The organism is Frigoribacterium sp. CFBP 13729 (genome assembly GCF_014841875.1).
GTDB lineage: Bacteria > Actinomycetota > Actinomycetes > Actinomycetales > Microbacteriaceae > Frigoribacterium.
The window spans coordinates 673,606-693,696 of sequence record NZ_JACYUR010000001.1; the positions used below are offsets into that span (position 1 = coordinate 673,606).

The 20,091-nt window shown below is 74.1% G+C and carries 13 protein-coding genes; 1 reads left to right on the top strand and 12 read right to left on the bottom strand.

Features of this window, described 5'->3' with window-relative positions:
• Positions 1-12: 12 nt before the first annotated feature.
• The 3 genes from IFT77_RS17380 to IFT77_RS03005 all read right to left on the bottom strand — a co-directional run bounded on the left by IFT77_RS17380 (position 13) and on the right by IFT77_RS03005 (position 2,185).
• Positions 13-999, bottom strand: coding sequence for an FKBP-type peptidyl-prolyl cis-trans isomerase (locus IFT77_RS17380; protein WP_192041886.1), 987 nt, complete (start codon positions 997-999; stop codon positions 13-15).
• A 2-nt stretch (positions 1,000-1,001) separates the two neighbouring features.
• On the bottom strand, positions 1,002-1,565 hold the full coding sequence (locus IFT77_RS03000) for an FKBP-type peptidyl-prolyl cis-trans isomerase (RefSeq protein WP_123546284.1): 564 nt from the start codon (positions 1,563-1,565) through the stop codon (positions 1,002-1,004).
• Positions 1,566-1,705: 140 nt separating this feature from the next.
• Complete coding sequence (locus IFT77_RS03005; protein ID WP_192169173.1) at positions 1,706-2,185, bottom strand: OsmC family protein; 480 nt, start codon at positions 2,183-2,185, stop codon at positions 1,706-1,708.
• Positions 2,186-2,223: 38 nt separating this feature from the next.
• On the opposite strand from IFT77_RS03005, the gene IFT77_RS03010 reads away from it, so the two are divergent.
• Positions 2,224-3,252 (top strand): asparaginase, encoded by a 1,029-nt coding sequence (locus IFT77_RS03010; protein WP_192041888.1) that lies wholly within the window; start codon positions 2,224-2,226, stop codon positions 3,250-3,252.
• On the opposite strand, the gene IFT77_RS03015 is transcribed toward IFT77_RS03010, so the two are convergent.
• The 9 genes from IFT77_RS03015 to IFT77_RS03055 all read right to left on the bottom strand — a co-directional run bounded on the left by IFT77_RS03015 (position 3,233) and on the right by IFT77_RS03055 (position 20,022).
• Positions 3,233-4,189, bottom strand: a complete 957-nt coding sequence (locus tag IFT77_RS03015) for a hypothetical protein (RefSeq protein ID WP_192041889.1) — start codon at positions 4,187-4,189, stop codon at positions 3,233-3,235. The genes IFT77_RS03010 and IFT77_RS03015 overlap by 20 nt on opposite strands.
• A gap of 102 nt (positions 4,190-4,291) precedes the next feature.
• Positions 4,292-6,373, bottom strand: a complete 2,082-nt coding sequence (locus IFT77_RS03020; RefSeq protein ID WP_192169174.1) for a zinc-ribbon domain-containing protein — start codon at positions 6,371-6,373, stop codon at positions 4,292-4,294.
• A gap of 8 nt (positions 6,374-6,381) precedes the next feature.
• Entirely contained in the window at positions 6,382-8,745 is a 2,364-nt protein-coding gene (locus tag IFT77_RS03025; RefSeq protein WP_192041891.1) for a transglutaminase domain-containing protein, read from the bottom strand.
• Positions 8,742-10,193, bottom strand: coding sequence for a DUF58 domain-containing protein (locus IFT77_RS03030; RefSeq protein ID WP_192169175.1), 1,452 nt, complete (start codon positions 10,191-10,193; stop codon positions 8,742-8,744). The genes IFT77_RS03025 and IFT77_RS03030 overlap by 4 nt, the downstream gene beginning before the upstream one ends.
• Complete coding sequence (locus IFT77_RS03035) at positions 10,190-11,161, bottom strand: MoxR family ATPase (RefSeq protein WP_123546296.1); 972 nt, start codon at positions 11,159-11,161, stop codon at positions 10,190-10,192. The genes IFT77_RS03030 and IFT77_RS03035 overlap by 4 nt, the downstream gene beginning before the upstream one ends.
• Positions 11,162-11,204: 43 nt before the next feature.
• Positions 11,205-16,991 carry an Ig-like domain-containing protein gene (locus IFT77_RS03040; RefSeq protein WP_192169176.1) on the bottom strand — a complete coding sequence of 1,929 codons (5,787 nt, stop codon included), beginning with the start codon at positions 16,989-16,991 and terminating at the stop codon, positions 11,205-11,207.
• Positions 16,992-17,041: 50 nt separating this feature from the next.
• Positions 17,042-18,472, bottom strand: coding sequence for a protein kinase (locus IFT77_RS03045; protein WP_192169177.1), 1,431 nt, complete (start codon positions 18,470-18,472; stop codon positions 17,042-17,044).
• A 183-nt stretch (positions 18,473-18,655) separates the two neighbouring features.
• On the bottom strand, positions 18,656-19,450 hold the full coding sequence (locus IFT77_RS03050; RefSeq protein ID WP_192169178.1) for a protein phosphatase 2C domain-containing protein: 795 nt from the start codon (positions 19,448-19,450) through the stop codon (positions 18,656-18,658).
• Complete coding sequence (locus tag IFT77_RS03055) at positions 19,447-20,022, bottom strand: FHA domain-containing protein (protein ID WP_192169179.1); 576 nt, start codon at positions 20,020-20,022, stop codon at positions 19,447-19,449. The genes IFT77_RS03050 and IFT77_RS03055 overlap by 4 nt, the downstream gene beginning before the upstream one ends.
• Between the last annotated feature and the right edge of the window lie 69 nt (positions 20,023-20,091).

A 20,091-nucleotide genomic window follows, 5' to 3' on the forward strand; every position in this document is an offset into this window, starting at 1 on the left:
CGGAGGCGGCGCTCAGGCCACGGCGAGGACGTCGATGACGAAGACGAGCGTGTCGCCGCCCTCGATGCCCGCGCTCGGCTGTCCGCCGTCGCCGTAGCCCTCGGCGGGCGGGACGACGACGAGCACCTGCGAGCCGACGGTCTGGCCGATCATCGCCGCGGCGAAGCCCGGGACGACCTGCGCGGTCGAGAACGGGGTCGGGGTGCCCTTGCCCCAGCTCTCGTCGAAGACCTTGCCGTCGCGCCAGTTGACCCCCTGGTACTGGACCGTCACGTTGGCGGGGTCGGGGACGACCTCGCCGTCGCCCTTCTTGAGCACCTCGACCTGCAGCTCGGCCGGCGGGTCGGCGTCGGGGATCGTCACGGTCGGACGGCCGTCGTCGGCGAGCGCCACCTCGGGGAAGCCCGGCTGCGCGGGCTGGTCGACGCCGGTCGCGCGCGTCGGCACGATCGAGAACGTGTCGACGACGATCACGGCCGCCGCGTTCGGCGGCGCGGTGCCCGTCTGGGCAGGCTGCATGTCGGCGGCGCTGGCGACCGTGACCGAGCGCGAGCCGGCCTGGTTGCAGAGCAGCGCGGCCTCGAGCCCGGGCACGTAGTAGTCGGCGCTGATGGTGAGCTGCTCGCCGCTGCCGCGCTCGTAGCCGGCGGAGCTCAGCTCGGCGCCGGTCGTCGCGTCGAAGACCGTCACGGCCACCTGGACGACGTCGCCGGACTTCGTCTCCGGCCCGGTGCCCTGCGAGACCACGGCCCGCTGGCTCGTCGCCGCGCCCAGGGGGCCGGAGAGCGCGATGGTCGGCTTCTGACCCACCTCGCCCGACACCTCGACCGAGTCCGCCTCGGCGCCGCCGCCGAGGCAGGCGGTCGCGGCAGGGCTCGCACCGGGTGTCGTGGCGGACGGCTCAGGCGCCGCGTCGTCCGTGCAGCCGACCAGGGCGACCGCGAGGAGCGGCACCCCGACCAGGCCGAGGAGGCGCGCGCGGCGACCGATGACGGTCACGGTCAGTTCGCGGCCAGGATGTCGATCACGAAGACGAGCGTGTCGTCGCCCGCGATGCCGGCCTGCGGAGCGCCCGCCTCGCCGTAGCCCTCGGCCGGCGGGATGACGACGACGGTCTGCGAGCCGACGGTCTGGCCGACGATGCCCGCGGCGAAGCCCGGGATGACCTGGCCGGTGCCGAACGTGGTCGGCTCGCCGCGCTTCCAGCTCTCGTCGAAGACCGTGCCGTCCTTCCAGAGCGAGCCCTGGTACTGGACGGTGACCTGGGCGCCGTCCTCGACGACGGGGCCGTCGCCCTTGATCAGCGTCTCGACCTGGAGCTCGGTCGGCGCCTCCGTGCCGGGCAGGGTGACGGTCGGGCGGCCGTCGGAGTCGAGCTCGACCGTCGGGAAGCCGGCCTGCGGCTCCTGCGCCTCGCCGCTGGCACGCGTGGGCACGTCGGAGGGGGCGCTCGACGACGAGGACGGGGCGGAGGTCGCGGTGTCGCCCGTGCTGGCCTCGGAGGCACAGGACGCGAGGCCCAGCACGAGGACGGGGACGGCGAGCAGGGAGAGGGAGCGGCGCATGGGAGTCTCTCGATCGAGGGGCGGGGACGGCGCGGAGCCGGGACGGCGCGGAGCCGCCCGGGTCGCGAGGCGCCGGGTCAGGTCATTCTGCCCCACGCCGCCGCAGGGCCTGCTGAACGGCCGAGGCACGTCGACCCCGATCAGGAGGCGGCGGCCACCAGGGTCGTGGGCTCGTGGCCGACGGGGAACGCGACCGACGCGGCGATGAAGCACTTGCGGGCGGCCTCGGCGTGCAGCGTGCTCGCGAGCTCGACCATCGACGCGTCGGCCACGGTGACGACGGGCCGCAGGGTGGCCGACGTGAAGCGGCCTCCCCCGTCGGCGGTCTGCGTCATGGAGCCCTCGGCCGAGTCGCGGTAGGCGACCACGACCACGCCCGCGGACGCGGCGACGTGCAGGTAGCTGAGGAGGTGGCACTCGGCCAGGGCGGCGAGGAGCAGCTCCTCTGGGTTCCAGCGATCGGCGTCGCCGTGGAACGTGCGGTCGGCCGACCCCTGGATGTCGTGCAGCTTGCCGGCGACGGAGACGGTGGCGTCGCGACCGTAGCTGCGGTACGACGTCGTGCCGACTCCCCGGTCTCCCGTCCAGGCGAGGTCGACGGCGTAGTGGTGGTCGAGCACGGGATCCTCCTCGGCGGGGCGTCGATACACTCCCCATCATGACCCACCTGAGCGCCTCCGCCGGCGACCCGCGCCGTCCCCTCACCGCCGACGGGAGCGTCGAGCTCGCCGTCCTCGTCCGTTCGGGCCTCGAGGAGAGCCGCCACCTCGGCGCCGCGGTCGTCGTCGGGCCGGACGGGGCCGTGCTCCGCTCGGTCGGCGACGTCGGGGCCTCGATCTACCCCCGCTCCTGCCTCAAGCCGCTGCAGGCGCTCACCGTGCTGCGCGCCGGCGTCGACCTCCAGGGGCCGCAGGCGGTGCTCTCGACCGCCAGCCACGCGGGCACCCCCGCCCACCTCGAGGTCGTCGAGGCGATGCTCGCCCGCGGCGACCACGACGAGCACGACCTGCTCTGCCCCGCCGACTGGCCCGGCGACCGCCGCAGCGCCCGCCTGCTCGACGAGCCCCGTCGCGCGGCCATGAACTGCTCGGGCAAGCACGCCGCTTTCCTCCTCGCCTGCGACCAGCGGGGCTGGGACACGGCCACCTACACCGCCATCGACCACCCCCTCCAGGCCGCCGTGCGGGAGACCGTCGCCGAGTTCACCGGCGAGGTCGTGGACCACGCCGGGACCGACGGCTGCGGCGCTCCCGTGTTCGCCACGACCGTCACGGGCCTCGCCCGGGCCGTCGGCCGGGTGGCCGGGTCGGCGGGCGACGTCCGCGACGACCGAGACCCCGACGCCGCGCACCTCGTCCGCTCGGTGCTCGCCGACGCCTGGGCCATCGACGGCCCGGGACGGGACAACACGGTCACGATCGACGAGCTCGGCGTGTTCGCCAAGCTCGGGGCCGAGGGCGTCATGGTGATGGGGACCACCGGCGGCGTCGGGGTCGCCGTCAAGGTGCTCGACGGGAACGTCCGCGCGGGGACCCTCGTCGCTCTGCACCTCCTGGTGGAGCAGGGCGTCGTGGAGCAGGCTGCCGCCGACCGTGTCACCTCCACGACCCTGGAGAAGGTGCTCGGCGGGGGCGTCCCCGTCGGCTCGCTCCGGCTCAGCGGGGCGCTCACGGCCGCTGGGGCGTGACGCGCTGACGGCTCCGTCCGTCGAGGGCGTCAGGGGCATCGGGGGCGTCGGCGGCGTCGGGGGCGTCGAGCACCGACGTCCACGCCGGAGTGACGGGCACCGAGCAGGCCGTGCCGTCGCGTCGGACGACGGCCACGGCTCCGTGGCGCGAGATCTCGACGACGCAGGCGGCGGACGGGCCGGAGCCACCGCCTCCTCCGACCTGCCCTGACAGGGCCTCGGCCTCGGTCTCGGCAGCTCCGATCTCGCCGTCGCCGTGTCCGTCGGCCGCTGCCGGCTGCCAGGTCACGAGGCCGTCAGGAGCGCCCCGGTGCCGCAGCTGGGCGCGGTAGCCGCCCGCGAGGGACCGGGCCAGCAGCTCCGGGCCCCGCACGTGCACCCCGCCGGCGGCGTCGACGCAGAGCGGACCGTCGGGCAGCTCGGCGAGGCGCCGTCGGAGCACCTCGGTGCGGGCGTGACGCACGACGGCGGCGCCGGTGTCGCCCACGAGGACGATCCCGCTGTCGACCCGGCCGCTGCCGAGCACGACGAGCGAGCGCACGCCGACGACCGGTGGGGCCTCACCTCGCCGGAGCCGCTCCACGAGGTCGGCCGAGGTCGGCCAGATGTGCTGCAGGGAGCGACGACGCGAGTCGAGCCGGGCGTCGCAGACCGCCTCGGTCTCGTCGAGGGCCGCGAACCACCGGTCTCGGGCAGCGCGGGCCGCCTGCCGTCCGACGAGGCCCGCGAGGCCCTGAGCCGAGGCCACCGACGCCCCGGCCAGGAGGACGGCGAGGAGGTCGAGGTCGCCACGGGCCGCTCCCGCACCCCCGACCGCCAGGCCGGCGACCAGGGCGGCGGCGACGGAGAGGACCCAGCGCGACGGCTCGGGCGACGGGGACGGCACCACGACCGCGCCGGGCGAGGAGGAGGTGGTCGCGGTGTCGGGGACGGTCACGAGACCAGCCCACCACGACGACCCGGCGCCGTGGCGGCTGTCCCCGAACCGAGGTCGGACCTCGGCTCGGAGAACGGCCTGGGGAGGGATCAGCTCGGGTGATCAGCTCACGATGAAGAACTGCTCGCCGATCTCGACCCTCGTGCCGCGGGCCACGCGCACGCGCGTGCCCGGCTCGACACGTCGGGCGGGCTGCTCGTGGGGCCGCACGACGGTGCCGTTGCCCGACCACCGGTCGCTCACCCAGAGGGCCCCGAGCTCCTGCCCGAACTCGAGGTGGGTCTTCGAGACGGACTTGCCCGGGTCGGCGATGCGGACGAGGTGGTCGAACCGCTCCCCCGGCTGGGGCGACGGCGCCCGTCCGAGCAGGCCGGAGCCGTCGACGGTGACGCTCTCGCCCGTGCTGAACTGGAAGAGGTACTCCGTGCCGACGGGGCCCCTCCTCACGAGACGGGTCTCGTCGACGTCGTCGTCCGTGACCAGTCGGGAGCGGGCGTCACCGGCGAGGAGACCCGACAGGGCCGACGCCGGCGCCGCCGTCGGCATGGGAGGCAGGTCGGGGAGACCGGTCGCGCCGTCTCCTCCGGGCGCCCCTGCCCAGCGGCCGGGGACCGCCCCGGGCTGGACCGGCGGCTCGGACGACGGAGCGGTCGGGCGGTCGGCCTGTCGCTCGGGCGGCAGCTCGGCACGGTGCTCGTCGACGACCGGAGTCGCCTCGCCGCCCGCGTCGACGACGTTCTCGGGATCGGGCGCGGGCGCCGGTGCCGGTGCCGGTGTCGGTGTCGGTGTCGGTGCCGCAGCGCTCGGACGCCACTCGGGCGGCAGCGGGGCGACCGGTCCGGTGAAGGACAGCGCCACCGACTGCACGACGGCCCCGCACTCGGGGCAGAAGATGTCGTCCTCGTCGAGCAGGGCGCCGCAGTGCGTGCAGTGCTCGACGACCTTCTGCTGACCGGGCTCGACCAGCGGGACCGGTTCGCCGTCCGGCACCGGCGCGACCGCCGGGGAAGCGCCGGGGACGGCCCGAGGCAGCGGGGTCACCGGAGCCGTGTCGCCGGCCACGCCGTCGGGAGCGGGAGCCGGTTCGCGGAGGGGCACCGGGGCCACGGGGCCGACCGCGGACGGCCGCCCTGGCTCGGACGACTGCCCGGGCTCGGATGCGTCGGGACCAGGGTGGGGTGCCGCCTCGGACGAGTGCGAAGGCTCGGGCTCGGCAGCGTCCTCGCCGTCGTCGGCTCCGGGGACGGGCCCCGCAGGGTCGGCCGGTCCCGGCGTCTCGTCCGGCGCCGTCGAGGTCTCGGTCGTTCCCGGGGTGGAACTGTCGTGTCCGTCACCCGAGTCGTCCCCGTCGGCCGCAGCCGAGGTGCCGACGGCGCCTCCGTCCTCGGGACGCGCGCCGTCGTGCCGGACGCCGACCGGCGGGTCGGCTTCCTGGCCGGGCGCCTCGGCTGCGACGGCGTCCTCCGTCGGGCGGGCCGCGGGGGGCGTCTCGTCGTGCGGGGCCGGGACGTCGTCCTCGGAGGGCAGCCGCGAGAACGACGCCGTCCACAGGGGGGCCGACGTCGGTCGCGGACCGTTGTCGGCGTGCGGAGCGGGCGCACGCAGAGGTGCGGGCGCCGGAGCGGCCGCCGGCGCCACGGGCTCCGCAGGCAGAGGAGCCGGTGCCGGTGCAGCCGGCTCCGCGACCTCCGACGGCGACTGGGTCGAGGGCTCGGCGGACGACGGATCGTCCTGTCGCGCGCGGGCCTCCGCCTCGCGGTCGATGAGGGTCGCGTCAGCGCCCGTGGACTCGACCGACCGGGCCGGGACGATCCACGCGGGAGGCGCCTCCTCGGTTCCGGCCTCGACCGCGCGACGCTCGCCCCCTGCGCGCTCGTCCCCACGATCACGGTCGGGGGCAGCCTCGTCGCGTGCAGCCCCGACGGGTGCCTGGTCCGCCGGCTCCTGCTCGACGCGGCGGTCTCGGACCCACCAGGGCGCGTCGCCCGACGTCGTGGGCCGCGGCGGCTGGCGCAGCTGCCACGCCGGCGGCTCGGCCTGCGCGCCCGCGCCTGAGCCGGTCCCTGCGCCCTCGTCGCGACGTGCGGCCGCCGCAGCGACGTCGGCGCTCGTGACGGCGCGGCCGCACACTCCGCAGAACATGGCGCCGACGGGCAGCGGGCTGTCGCAGGTGGGGCAGTGCATCGGGACCTCTAACGCTCGGGACGTGTCCCGCCATGGTATCCACGGAGCGAGCGGAGCGAGACCGCGGCCTTGGCGCGCTGCCACCGCGTCAGGTCGGCGTCGAGCGACCGGCGCATCTCGGCCACGGCCGCCCACACGCGGTCCGCGTCCTCGGCCGGCGGCGGCGTCGGGGCGAAGACGGCCCGGTCCGCGACGCGGGCCAGCACGGCCGGCCGGGCCCCGCCGACCGCCTGGGCGACCTCGCTCCGCGTCCCCGACCGCGGGGTCTCGATGCCGTGGTCGACGACGGCGTCCTCGAACTCGCGCCACCCGCCCGTGATCCTCGACGCGGCGTCGGGGGCACGACGTCGGGCACGGCGACGGCGCAGCTTCACCGCCACCACGGCCAGGAACGGCGCCGCGACCACCCCGGCGACGAGCGCCGTCCAGCCGAGCACCCGGACGACCACGAGCAGCACCGCCAGCCAGGCGGGCGCCGTGTCGGGGTCCTCCTGCTCGGACTGCGGCGGCGTCTGGTCGTCGCGCACCTGAGGCTCCTGCGGCGGCGGCTGGACGACCGACTCGGGGCGCGAGACCTCGCTCGGGTCCTGCACGACGTCCTCGGGGATGGGGCGCTCGGCCGGGACGGGATCGAGCGCGACCCAGCCCGCCTGGGCCGTGTCGACCTCGATCCACGCGGTGACGTCTCCCCCGCGCACCGGCACCGGGCCGGTCGCGTCGGCGAGCTCGTCGGCGTCCGGCACGAAGCCCATGACCACCCGCGAGGGGAAGCCGAGCTCGTCGGCCATCAGGGCCGCGGCCGTCGCGTACTGCTCGGCGTCGCCGACCATGACCGGGTCCGTGAAGAGCTGGGCGATGCGCGCCGACCCGTGCCCCGACAGGCTGATCGGCTCGTCGGCCCCGACGCCGTGGCTGATGTAGCCGTCCTCGGCGAGCAGGTCGAGCACGGCCTGCAGGCGGGCGCCCGGTCCCTGCACGCCGTCCACCGCCTCCTGCACGGCGTCGGTCAGCTCGTCGGGGACGGCACGGGGCGAGGGGACCCGGGCCGAGCCGGGCGTGAGGCCCTCCAGCTCGCCCTCGGCGGGCTGGTCGGGCAGCACCGCCTCCAGCCGGTAGCGGTCGCCCTCCTCGAGCCCGCCCACGACGGCGGCGGTGCCGCTCGTGTCGTTGTAGAAGAAGGCGTCGCGCCGGTCGGTCGCCGTCGGGCCGCCGAAGTCGATCGACTCGAACTTGCCGACCGTCGGCAGCCAGACCCCGCTGTACCCGTCGACGGTGACGGCGAGGGTGGTCTGGCGGCCGGACACCCCCGACTGGTCGAACACCGAGGGGACCCGGTCGAAGGAGCCGGACTCGCTCGTCACCTCGTCGCTGCCGACGGTGTAGGCGACGCCGTCGTACGTGTCGAGCGTCGCGAGGCGCAGCAGCTGGCCGGCAGCGAGCCCCTCGACCTCGAAGAGCGTCTCGTCGACCGTCGGGTCCTGCTCGTAGACACGGAACCTCGTCAGCGGGCTGACCACGTCACGGGGGTCGAAGGGCTGGACGACGACGGTCCGCGCGACGGTGCGCTCCGCGGCGGGCGGGACGACGGCAACGGCGCCCGCGGCGGCGGCTCCGGCGACGACGAGGGTGACCACCGTCCCGGCGACGGCCCTCCCGGCGACGGAGCCGTGTCCGTGCGCCCGTGCGCCCGCCGAGCCTCCCCCGAGGGCCTCGACGGCGAGCCGGCGACGACGGAGGCGCCACCAGACCACCCACGCCACCGAGACGGCGAGCACCGTGAGCCCTGAGACCACCGGGAAGAAGGCCTGTGCGGGGCCGAGGACGATGCCGGCCAGCCAGACGACGACGGGGCCGAGGGCCGCGAGCTCAGCCCGGCGGGACCGCAGTGCCGTGGTCAGCCCCACGACGGACGCCAGCAGCAGGAGGACGAACACGGGCACGAGCAGGGACTCGTAGCTGCCGACCGGCAGGGTGATCGTGACGATCTGCTTCCAGGCGAGAGCGGTGCCCGTGACGAGCTGGCCGAGGCCGCCGAGCGTCGGCACCACGCCCCACAGGGCCTGCGACGGGACGGCGAGCGGCACGCCGAGCAGCAGGTACGCCGCGACGGTGAGCACCAGCACCCCGAAGCTCGAGAGCCGCAGCACCGCCCCGGCGACGGCGACGACGCCGCCGACCGCCACCGTGACCAGGGCCAGCACGACGAACTCGGCGCTCTGGTAGACGGGCCAGAAGACCGCCGCGGCCGCCAGGAGGGCCAGGACGTGCAGCCCGCTGGCGAGCAGGACGAAGGAGGCGCGCAGCCGGGGACGGCGGACGCGTGTCCGGAGATCGCCCGGCCGGGACGCGGCGGGAGCCTGAGCGCCGCTCATGTGGCGGCCGCCCGGGCGAGCGACTTCTGCAGGTCCTCGAGGTAGCCGATGGTGAGGACGGTCAGGTCGCTGATCCGCGTCATCCCGGGCACGGCCTCGGGATCGCAGACGATGGCGACCGCCTCGACGCCGACCGGGAAGTGCAGGCCGGCCGAGCGCAGCTGGGTGAGGGTCGCGGTGCTGCCGACGACGAGGAACGCGACGGAGACGCCGGCGACCCGGTCGCCGGCCACCCGGGCGACGTCGACGATGCCGAGGGCCGACTCCGCGTGCTCCACGACCGCGAGGTCGTCGAGGAGGCGCGTGCGGGTCAGCGTGCTCAGCGACCGGATCTCGAGGGTCTTGCGCTTGGCGAACTCGGGCGTGCGCTCGCTGACGACGACGCTCACCTCGCGGGCGTCGCGCACGGCCCGCGCCCCGAGCGAGCCCGCGACGCTCACGGCCAGCTCGAACTCGTCGTCCGAAGCGAAGTCGGCGGTGGCCAGGCTGAGCGCGATGACGATGTGGCTCCTCCGGCTCTCCTCGAACTGTCGGACCATGTAGGTGCCGGTCTTGGCCGTCGACTTCCAGTGGATGTTGCGCCGCTCGTCGCCCGGCTGGTACTCCCGGAGCGCGTGGAACGAGATGTCGCTCGGCGAGAGGTCGCGGGTCGGGTTGCCCTCGAGGTCGCGGATGAGGCCGGTGCTCGTGCTCGGGATGCCGATGGTGCGGGGGTGGACGAACATCTCCGTGACCCCCGTCCAGTCGAGCTCCCGTCGCACCAGCCCGACGGCGTCGCCGCGGACGGTGCGGACGGGACCGACCCGGATGACGCCGCGCCGCTGGGTGGGGACCGAGAAGGTCTCGGTGACGCTGTCGCCCCCGCGGAGGCCGGGCAGGCTGATCTCGGCGAGACCGGCCCCGACCGGGATCTCGACGGAGACGCCGAGGATGCGGCGGCGGGTCGGGTTCTCGACGACGACGCTGCCCGAGGCGGGCTCCCCGACCGTGACGCGCTCGTGCGGGATGTCGAGCGCCACGCGGAACGCGTTGCGGCCGATCAGGCTCAGGCCGGCGACGACGAGCACGACGAGCGCGGCCCAGGCGACCACGACGAGCTCGAGCCAGCCGAGCAGGTAGCCGACGACGAAGCCGACGGGCACCACGACGAGCACGGCCCAGCCGACGGGCGTCACGACGCCCGAGACCGCCCGGAACGCCCGGGTCAGCCACGCCCTGGCAGAGCGGAGGAGGCGCACGGCGAGGACGAGCGCGTCGGCCACGGGCCCGGAGCGGTCGCCCACGATGCGGGTGCGCGCGTTCGTGAGTCCCTGGGTCCCCGTCGCGAACCCGCCGTCGAAGCCCGTCCGCGACTGCGTACGGCCGCCGCGGGTGTGCGTCCGGCCGCGGGACGCGTCGCGGTCCCGACGTGCGCGGCTGTCGGTGCTGCCTGGTCCGGCGTCGCTCACACGGCGATCCGCTCGGAGGGCGGCGGCGTCTCGATCAGCAGCTGGCTGACGATGCTCGACGGCGTCACGCCGTCGAACTCCGCCTCGGGGTCGAGCACCAGCCGGTGGGCGAGCACGGGCTCGGCGAGGGCCTTGACGTCGTCCGGGACGACGTAGTGGCGCCCTTGGGAGGCGGCGTAGGTCTTGGCGGTGCGGACGAGGGCGAGGGCGCCTCGCACGCTGACGCCGAGCCGCACCTCCTCGGCGGTCCGGGTCGCCTCGACGAGGCGGGCGACGTAGTCGCTGATGGTCGACTCGACGTGGACGGTGCGGGCGAGCTGCGCCATCTCGGTGACGACCCCGGCCTGGACGATGGGGCTGAGGCTCCCCTCGTGGACCCGGGTCGCGGAGCCCTCGAGGATCCGGACGGTCGCCGCGTGGTCGGGGTACCCGATCGACGTCTTCATGATGAACCGGTCGAGCTGGGCCTCGGGCAGACGGTACGTGCCGGCCTGCTCGACGGGGTTCTGGGTGGCGATCACCATGAAGGGGCTGCCGACGTCGTGGCTGACGCCGTCGACCGTGACCCGGCTCTCCTCCATGACCTCGAGCAGCGCCGACTGGGTCTTCGGGCTGGCCCGGTTGATCTCGTCGGCGAGGACGATGTTGGAGAAGATCGGGCCTCGGTGGAACTCGAACTCCCCCGCCTTCTGGTCGTAGATGCTCACGCCGGTGATGTCGCCGGGCAGCAGGTCGGGCGTGAACTGGACGCGGTTGCTCGTGCCCTGCACGCTCTGGGCGATGGCGCGGGCGAGCGACGTCTTGCCCGTGCCGGGGAAGTCCTCGAGCAGGAGGTGCCCCTCGCTGAGCAGCGCCGTGAACGACAGCCGCACGACGAACGTCTTGCCCAGGAGGACCTGGTCGACGTTCGCGACGAGGCGCCCGAAGATCTCGGAGAACCAGGTCGCCTGCTCGGGGGTCATGCTCATGCGGTGTTCGTCTCTCTCGTGGTGGTGGTCGGGCGGGGCGACGTCACGCCGCCGGATCGCAGGAGAAGCCCAGGTCGAGGAGGGCACGGGGACGCCAGTCCACGGCGTCCTCGACAGTCTGGCCACCCGACGTCGCGTAGCCGTGGACCCGGACTCCGAGTGTGTCGTCAGGAACCGTCACTGCGTCGTAGGAAGTCACCTTGCCACGCACGGGCTCCCAGCCGGTGAGCGTCCGGAACTGGATGTCGACGGCCTCGAGCCGAGCACCGCTGTTCGAGGGGATCGTCAGGCCCAGCACCTGGCCGACTGCGCAGCTGGTGACATCCGCCCTGGCGGAGACCGGGGTGACCGTCGCTCCGGCGGTGGCGTTGCTGCAGACGGTCTTCGTCGCGCCCTGCCGGCAAGCACGGAACTGGGTGGTGAGGGGCACGCCGTTGCCGTTGTCGTTCTCGATGAAGAAGTCCGACTGGCCGGAGTCGGTCCACGTGCCGCCGGTCGAGAACTGCACGACGACGCCGTTGTCGGATCCGGCACCCGTCACCCGCGCCTTGTAGAGGCCGTCGTCACCGAACCGCGCGAGGGCGACGGAGATGCCGGTCGGTATGGCAGGCGTGGACACCGCTTCCGTCTCACCGGAACCGACGGAGCAGAACAGGCCGTTGTTCGCGACGACGAGGTAGGTGTATCGCGCGTCGCTCGGGACGGAGTCGGTGAGGCTGGTCGCCGTCGTCCCTCCGCGGGGCGAGATCAGATCTCCGGTGGTCGAGCATCCGGCTGCTGCGCCGTTGCGGTAGACGCGGTACGACACGGAGGCGGCGCCGTTCGGGGAGACGGCGGTCCAGGAGACAGCCACCTGCCGTTCCGTCGCCAGGGCGGTCACGGTGGGCTTCGTCAACTCGCCGACGGCCGTTGTGGTCACAGGGCCGCTCCGGGCCCAGTCGGCGTCGCTCGAGACTTGCGCACGGTTCTTGGCGTAGACCCGGACGTCGTACGCCGTGCCCGGCACACCCTCGAACGACGCCGTCGTCGTGGATGCCGTGACGCTGCCTGACGATCCACCACCCGAGTACTCGATCACGTAGCCGCCCGCGGCCAGCACCGAAGTACCGCGGACAGGCTTGGGCACCGCGTCCCATCGGACGTCGAGGGAGCCCGGGGTGGTCGAGCTGGGCGTCACCGTGACGCCGGTCGGCGCGGCCGGCACGAAGTCGGCGCTGTACGAGGGGCTGGCCGCGCTGGGAGCCGAGTCGCCGAGGCCGTTCGTGGCCACGACCGTGAACCGGAACGTCTGCTCGGGGTCGAGGTCGGTCAGCGTGCACACCGTGGTGAGTCCGCAGTCCTTCGAGTACGAACCACCCGCGCTGCCGGTGCCCGTCAGGCGGAAGCGCGTCAGGGGCGAGTTGTTCGCCTGGGGCGCGGCGTAGCTCAGGGTCAGCTGCCCGCCGGTGAAGACGCCCGTTCGGACCGGTGCCGCCGGAGCGTCCGGGACGTCCTGCACGGAGACGGTCACGTTGCCCCACACGTACCGGTCGGGGTCGTCCGTGACGTCGGCCACGCGGTACTGGAGGTTGGTGTCCCCCGGCTGGGCGCCCTGCCCGACGGTGACGGCGAGGGTGCGGTTGTCGGCGCTAGGCGTGACGGTGACGCCTGCCGGCAGTCCGCCTCCGCCGAGCCCGCGGATGTCGACGACCCGCAGCGGCTGGCCCGGGAACGGGTTGGTGGCCTGGTCGTTCGCGAGCACGTCGATCGAGGCCGAGGTGCCGCGGCGCACCGCCTGCGTGTCGGCCGCGGGCTGCGCCAGGGGCCTGCTCGAGCCGACGACGGCCAGTCGGATCGCCCCGGACTGGCCCGTCGTGACGGCGTCCGCCACCGACACGGGCAGCGCCCGCGTGGTGCCCTTGGGCGTCCCCGAGTCGGCCGTGATCGTGATGTCCCGACCGGAGACGCTGACCGCGAAGCCGGGCACCGCCTGGGCGTCGGCGCTCCAGCGGAGCTCCGAGAGGTCGTCCGGGTACGGGTACGAGGTGAGGCGCTGCAGGTCGAGGGTCCGCGACTGCCCCGGCTCGAGGTCGACGGAGGTGCCGGTGAAGGTCGGCGGCTGGTTCTCCCGCGGGGTCACCGTGATGGGCAGGACCAACGTCGCCGTGCGGCCTGACGGGTCGTCCGCGGACGAGCCGTCGGTCACCTCGAACGAGACGGACGCCGTGCCGAAGTAGAGCTCCTCCGACGTGTAGGCCAGGGTGGTCGGGCCGACGACGAGGTCGGAGCCGTCGGCGTGCGTCGCCCTGACCGACTCCTCGTCGGTCAGGCGGATGCTCTTGCCGCCGGCGGCGATGACGTACCGGGTGAGGTCGATCGTCAGCCGGTCGCCGCTGACGACGATGAGCGGACGTGCGGTCTTGTCGAGCTGCGGCAGCGCGTCGTCGAAGCCCGGGACCCGGACGAACGCGTAGGTGCGGACGGCAGGGTCGTCGGGGTGCGACACCGAGAACGGGATGATCTGGCTGGAGTCGGTGATCGTGACGCGCACGCGGCGGTCCGGCGTGATCTGCGAGGTCGTGTCGTAGCCGGGCTCGAGGTCGAGGCCGAGCGAGGAGACCGGGCCGTCGGCGAAGAAGACGTTGGTCAGGACGTTGACGTCGACCGACTGCCGCCCCGCGATGTCGCTGAGGTCGAGCACGGTGTCGTCGACGACGGGGTGGTTCAGCGGCGCGTCGGCGTCGACGTTCACCGTCACGAAGCTCGAGCTCGAGCCGCCCTGTTCGTTCTCGACGGTGTAGACGAGTCCGTACTGCCCCTCGGCGGCGGGCGGCCGCACGGCGATCATCGTCCCGTCGACGACCTCCGCGGTCGTGTCCGCGTCGTTGGCCTCGACGCCGGTGACGGACAGCGCCCCGCCGTCGGGGTCCGAGTCGTTGTCGAGCACGCGCACGGTGATCGTGCCGCCGGGCCGCATGGTCACGTCGTCGGCCACGGCGATGGGGTTGCGCGAGCCGTCGGCCCGTGCCGAGATGCCGATCCGCACCTTGCCGCTGGCGCGGGCGCCCAGGCCGTCGACGACGGTGTAGCTGAAGGTGTCGGTGCCCGCGCTCGTGCCGTTGGCCTGGTACTCGATCGAGTCCGTCCCGACGCTCGTCACGCTGCCCTTCTCCGGGTTCGTGCCGACGCCGAGCAGCGAGACGCTGTCCCCGTCGGGGTCGACGCCGTCGAGGGGCACGGTCACGCGGACGGACTCGCCCGCGACGACCCGGGCCGTCACCGTCTGGGGCACGGGCGGGTTGTTCGTCGCCACGTCGGCCTCGCGCACCGCGATGGTGACCTGCGCGGTGTCGCGTTGACCGTCGCGTCCCTCCACCGCGTAGACGGCGGTCACGTTCCCGGGCGTCGTCGGGGCGAGGTACCGCAGGATCGAGCCGGACGCGAAGAGCAGCCCGCCGTCCGTCGGGACGTCCTGGACGAGGTCGGGCACGAGCGTGATCTCGTCGCCGTCGGGCTGTTCGTCGTTGGCCAGCACGTCGATGTCGATCGCGTCGCCGACGCGCACGGTGACCTGGTCGTCGGTCGCGACGGGCGGCTGCGTCTGTGAACGCCGCGGCGTCTCGATGACGGTGACCGTGCCCTCGGCCGAGGCCAGGCCGTTGGTGACCGTGTAGGTGAAGGTGACCGGTCCCCCGTCGAGGGGCGCGGCCAGCGTCAGGCGCAGGTACCGCTGGTCGAGCGTCTCGACGCGGACGCCGGACGAGAGGGGGACCTCGGAGGTGGACGTCACCATCAGCACGTTGCCGGCAGGGTCGTGGTCCGTCGCCACCACGTCGAGGGTCTGGGTGCTCAGGGTCTCGACGAAGACCGTCTTCGGCGTCGTGACGGGCGGGCTCGACGGATCGGGCGGCGACTGGACGTCGACCCTGATGGTGCCGGTCGCGGTCTGGTCGCCGTCGGTGACGGCGTACTCCAGGTTGTGGGTGCGGACCTCGTCGCTGACGAACCGGAACGTGCCTGCCTCGTAGCTCGGCGTGACGGTCGAGCCGTTCTTCGCCGGCACGCTGTTGAGCCGGATGGAGCCTGAGCCCCCGCTCGCGTACGGGAGGGGCCGCACCGTGACCTGCTGGCCCGCGTAGGCCTGCACGGAGAAGGAGTCGGCGGTGAGCGGCGACGACCCCGCGACGCGGATCGTCATGCTCCCCCGGCCCTCGACCTCGCCGTCCGAGACGACGAGCCCGACGTCGAGCGTCGTGGCGCCGGCGCCCGCGTCCTGGTACACGACGTCGCCCGACGGCTTGTAGGAGACGCCCTCGCCGCCGGCGGCACTCGTCAGGTAGAACGCGTCGCCGTCGGGATCGACCCAGTCGCCGAGCACGGAGGTCGTCACGCGCCCCGACGACGACACGTCGGCCGAGGTCCGCCGCACCTGTGCCGGCGGGCTGTTCTCGCCGGGCGCACGCACGGTGACGGTCACGGTCGCCGTCGCGGTCCCCCCGCGCCCGTCGCTGATCGTGTAGTCGAAGCTGAACGACCCGGTCGCCTCGTCCGTGAGGGTGAGCAGCACCTGCTGGCGGTCGTTCACGACGTCGAGGCGGCCCGTCGCCGGGTCGAGGTCGGACACCTGGTCGACGACGAGGGGGTCGCCGTTGGGGTCGTAGTCGTTCAGCAGGACGGAGAGGGTGCTGGCCCGGCCCGGGCGCGCGCCGAGGTCGTCGTCGATCGCCACCGGGGGCTTCTGGTCGGGATCGAGCTCGGGCGGCTCGTCGGTGGTGTCGTTCTCTTCTTCTTGCTGCTCGTCGTCGCGGTCGAGGAGCTCGTCCCAGTTGTCGATCAGCTGGCCGCGGCTCTGCACGGCCCAGCTGCTGCCCCCGACGGGGTCGCTGAGCACGGCCCGACGACCGTTGACGTCGAAGACCAGGGCGGCCGCCCCCGGGACGCCGTCGAGCTGCATCACGCCGCCCCGAGCCCGCGAGCAGTCGCTCCACGCGGTGCCGCCCGACCAGGCCGCGTACGTGCAGGTCCCGACGACAGCCGGCCGTGCGGGCAGCCCCGTCTGGTCGGTGACGACCTCGCTCGGCTCGCCCCCGTCGAACGGGACCCGCAGGAGCGACGTGCTCGTCGCCACCAGGACGCCGTCGCCCTCGTCGGAGGCCTGCTGGAGCGCGAGCCCGCCCGCGGCGTAGCTCGAGAGGTCGACCTCGTCGCCGTCCACGACGAGACGCCCGGCCTCGACGTCGAGCACGGCCCAGTGCGTGCCGACGCTCGTGACCTGGTGCTCGCCGGGGCCCGTCAGGGACGTGGACCGGGTCGAGTCGACGTCGAAGGCGTCGCCGGGGTCCACGCGCGACACGTCGCCGCTGGCGGCCGAGAAGACGGTGACCGTGCCGTCCGGGGCGACGCTCGTGACGGCGTCCTCGCCGAGGCTGAGGTCGGCATCGTCCTCCCCGCTGAACGTCGCCAGGTCGGAGACGGGCAGGCTCCACAGCTCGCCCGTGCCGCCCGACACGACCACGGCCCGGTCGCCGGACAGGAGGACGTCCGGCGAGTCGGGCGGCAGGGGCACGCTCTCGCCGATCGTGGAGGTCGCCGGGTCGACGATGCCGACGGTCGCGCTGCTCCGGTCGACCATGAGGACGGCGTCGGACGACTGCGCGACGGACAGGTCGCCTCCGGTGCTCCTGACGGCCGCGTTCAGCTCGGCGACGTCGGTGTTCGCCCGGCCCAGCGCCGTGCGCGAGCCGTTCGCGACCCAGACGGTGCCGTCGTCGAGATCGAGTCGCTGGGCCTCGTAGCCCGTGCTGGCCACGGCCACGGTGACGACGAGCGCCGTGATGGCGACCACGCTCACGCCGGTCGCCACGGCGGACCGACGTGACCGGGCCCAGGCGCCGAGGCGCGTCACTCGCCGCCCCCGGCCACGGCACACTGCTCGCCGCTCGGCTCGCCGCTCTGGCCGGCCCGGTTGACGCTCACCGTGATGCAGAGCTGCTCGCCCGTCTCGGAGGCGCTGGCCACGAAGCGGTTGGACGTCTGCTGGCTCGTGTCCGAGCCCGTCGAGATGATGTAGGCGTCGCCCGAGCGGAGGCCCGGGTCGCTCCACGTGAACACGACGGACGAGCCCTCGGCCGTGGCCGAGATCTCGGAGACGCGCGGGATCTCGGTCGACGTGGCCCGCACGAGGACGAGCGTGGCCGTCGCACCCAGGCCGATGGCGACGACGGCCGCGGCGACGAGCGACCAGACGAGCACGAGGGCACGACGGCTGCGGGGTGCTGGTCGGGTCCCCGTGCTGCGCGGCACCGCCCGGCTGTGCCCGAGTCCCGAGCCGTGGACGGCCGCCGCCTGCGCCTCCGTCACGCGACGGCGTCGGCGGCGACGTCGGGTCGACTGCACCGGGGCGGCACCGCGGAGGCGCGTCCTGTCCTCGAGGTCGGCCACCGTCGCGAGGGCCCAGTCGTCGACCGCGACCTCGATCGGGGTCTGCCCCACGCCGAGCTCGGACTCGACCTGCTGCAGCTCGCGCAGCAGCTCGAGGACGCTCGCCTGCCGCTGCTCCGGTCGCCTCGACATCGCCCGGGCGAGGATGCGCTCGAGGCTCGCGGGGACGTCGGTGCGACCGGTCGGCGCCAGCTTCGCCTTGTCGATCCGTCCGATCAGGTCGGAGGCGCCGTTCTTGTCGCTGCCGAGGATCTCGAAGGGGCTGCGGCCGGCGAGGAGCGAGTACACGGTCGCGCCCAGCGACCAGACCTCGGACTCGATCGTGCCGTTCGTCTCGTCGAGGAGCACCTCGGGCGCCGACCAGGGGATCGACATGCCCACCGCCTCCTGCGGCTCGCTCTCGCTCAGCGAGGCGGCGATGCCGAAGTCGGACAGGACGGGGTGTCCGTAGGCGGTCATGAGGATGTTCGAGGGCTTGACGTCGCGGTGCAGCACGCCCTGCCGGTGCGCCGTCTCGACGGCGCTGCCGATCTTGACGCCGATCCGCAGCACGTCCGCGACCGGGATGCGGTCGCGGCGGTAGCGCTCGCTGAGAGACGAGGAGCAGAGCTCCATGACGAGGTACGGGCGCCCGTCGGCCGACACGCTCGCCTGGTACACGGTGAGGATCGAGGGGTGCGCGCTCAGCTGGGCCATGAGGTTGGCCTCGGCCTGGAACATCTGGCGGACCTGGTCGTTGACCACCTCGCTCAGCATGACCTTGACGGCGACCTGGCGCCTCGGCATGTTCTGCTCGTAGAGGAAGACGTCGGCGAAGCCGCCGGAGCCGAGCACGTGGACGTGCGAGAAACCGGGCAGAACCGGCGGCGGGGACGGCAGTCGTCGTGCCACGTCACCCTCCTCGGCTGTCTCCGGTGTGCGCCCGCGCAGGACGCGCCGACACGCTGCCGGCCCTCGCCATTGTAGGTCGGGCCCTCGGGGGCCGTGCCCCGTTCGGCTCGGACGGGGGACGACCGACGCTCCCCCACTTCGGGGGAGGAAGAACGCCCCGACGCCTGTGGACGACGGCCTCGGCTAGGCCTCGGGCAGCTCGGTCGCTGTACCCCGGACGTCGACCACGACGGCCGTGACGTTGTCGCGTCCGCCGGCCTCGACCGCAGCACGGACCAGTGCCGAGGCCGCGGCGTGCGACTCCGTCTGCTCGGCGAGCACACGCTCGATGTCGGGGCCGGACAGCTCCTTGGTCAGCCCGTCCGAGCAGACGAGGAGGCGCAGGCCGGCACGGGCGGGGATCCGCCAGTAGTCGGGACGCTGGTCGACGTCGAAGCCGACGGCCCTCGTGATCACGTTGCTGTCGGGGTGGGACTCGGCGTCCTCTGCACGGAGGAGGCCCGCGTCGACCATCTCCTGGACCACGGAGTGGTCGACGGTGATCTGCTGCAGGGCGCCGTCGGCGACGAGGTAGACCCGCGAGTCCCCCACGTTGAAGACCGTGAACTCGGCCTCGCCGTCCTCGCCGGAGAGGAACACGCCGGTGGCGGTCGTGCCGACCCCGAGCTCGGTCTCGGCCGCGGCCACGGCGATGTCCGCCGTCGCACGCCGCAGCGCCTCCTCGAGCTCGTCCGTGCTCAGGCTGTCCCGGACCGCCGCCTCGGCGATCCGCCGCACCACCGCGTCGCTGGCGACGTCGCCGGCGCTGTGCCCGCCCATGCCGTCCGCGACGACGAAGACCGGCGCCTCGGCGACGTAGCTGTCCTCGTTGTGCGCACGGCGGAGGCCGACGTCGGTCACGCCCGCCCAGTCGATCGACAGGCCGGGCGCGTCGGCGGCGAGGGGGTGGGCGGTCGTGGGGCGGCCGAGCTCTGTCACGGGCGAGGTCCTTCGTGGGCTGAGGGTCGGGGAGGCGGGAGGATCTCGAGGAGGTTGCCGTCGCCGACGTCCACTATGGTCCCTGCCAGCACCACGGACGACTCGCCCTGCCGGAGAGTCACGGGAAGGCGTCCGGGCATCGTCACGACCGTGCCGTTCGTCGAGCGCAGGTCGGTGACGACGACGGTCGCGCCCACCTGCTCGACGCGGACGTGGCTGCCCGAGACCTCGCCGGTCGGCGAGGGCACGACGACGAGGACGATCGGGGCACCGGTCGGGACACGCGGGGCAGCCGGTCGTCGGCCGACGACGACAGGGCCCTCGAGCCGATGGGCCTCGCCGCCCACGCGGAGCGCGTGCACCCGACGGACGGCCTGCGCGGGCGGGGCAGGAGGCGGGGCAGGAGGCACGGGCGGTGCGCTGCGGCGCTCGTCGTGGGTGCTGGCGCGGGGACGCACGACCGTGTCGTCGTCCGGCACCGTCGACGTCGCGGCCCGACGGACGACGAGCACGGTGTCGTCGAGCACGGTGTCGTCGAGTTCCTCGCCGTCGTGCTGATCGGGTCGTGTCACGGTGTCCTCACGAGGGGATGGTCGAGGAGGCGCGTCACGCCTCACGACAACGCTACCGGTCGATCGCTC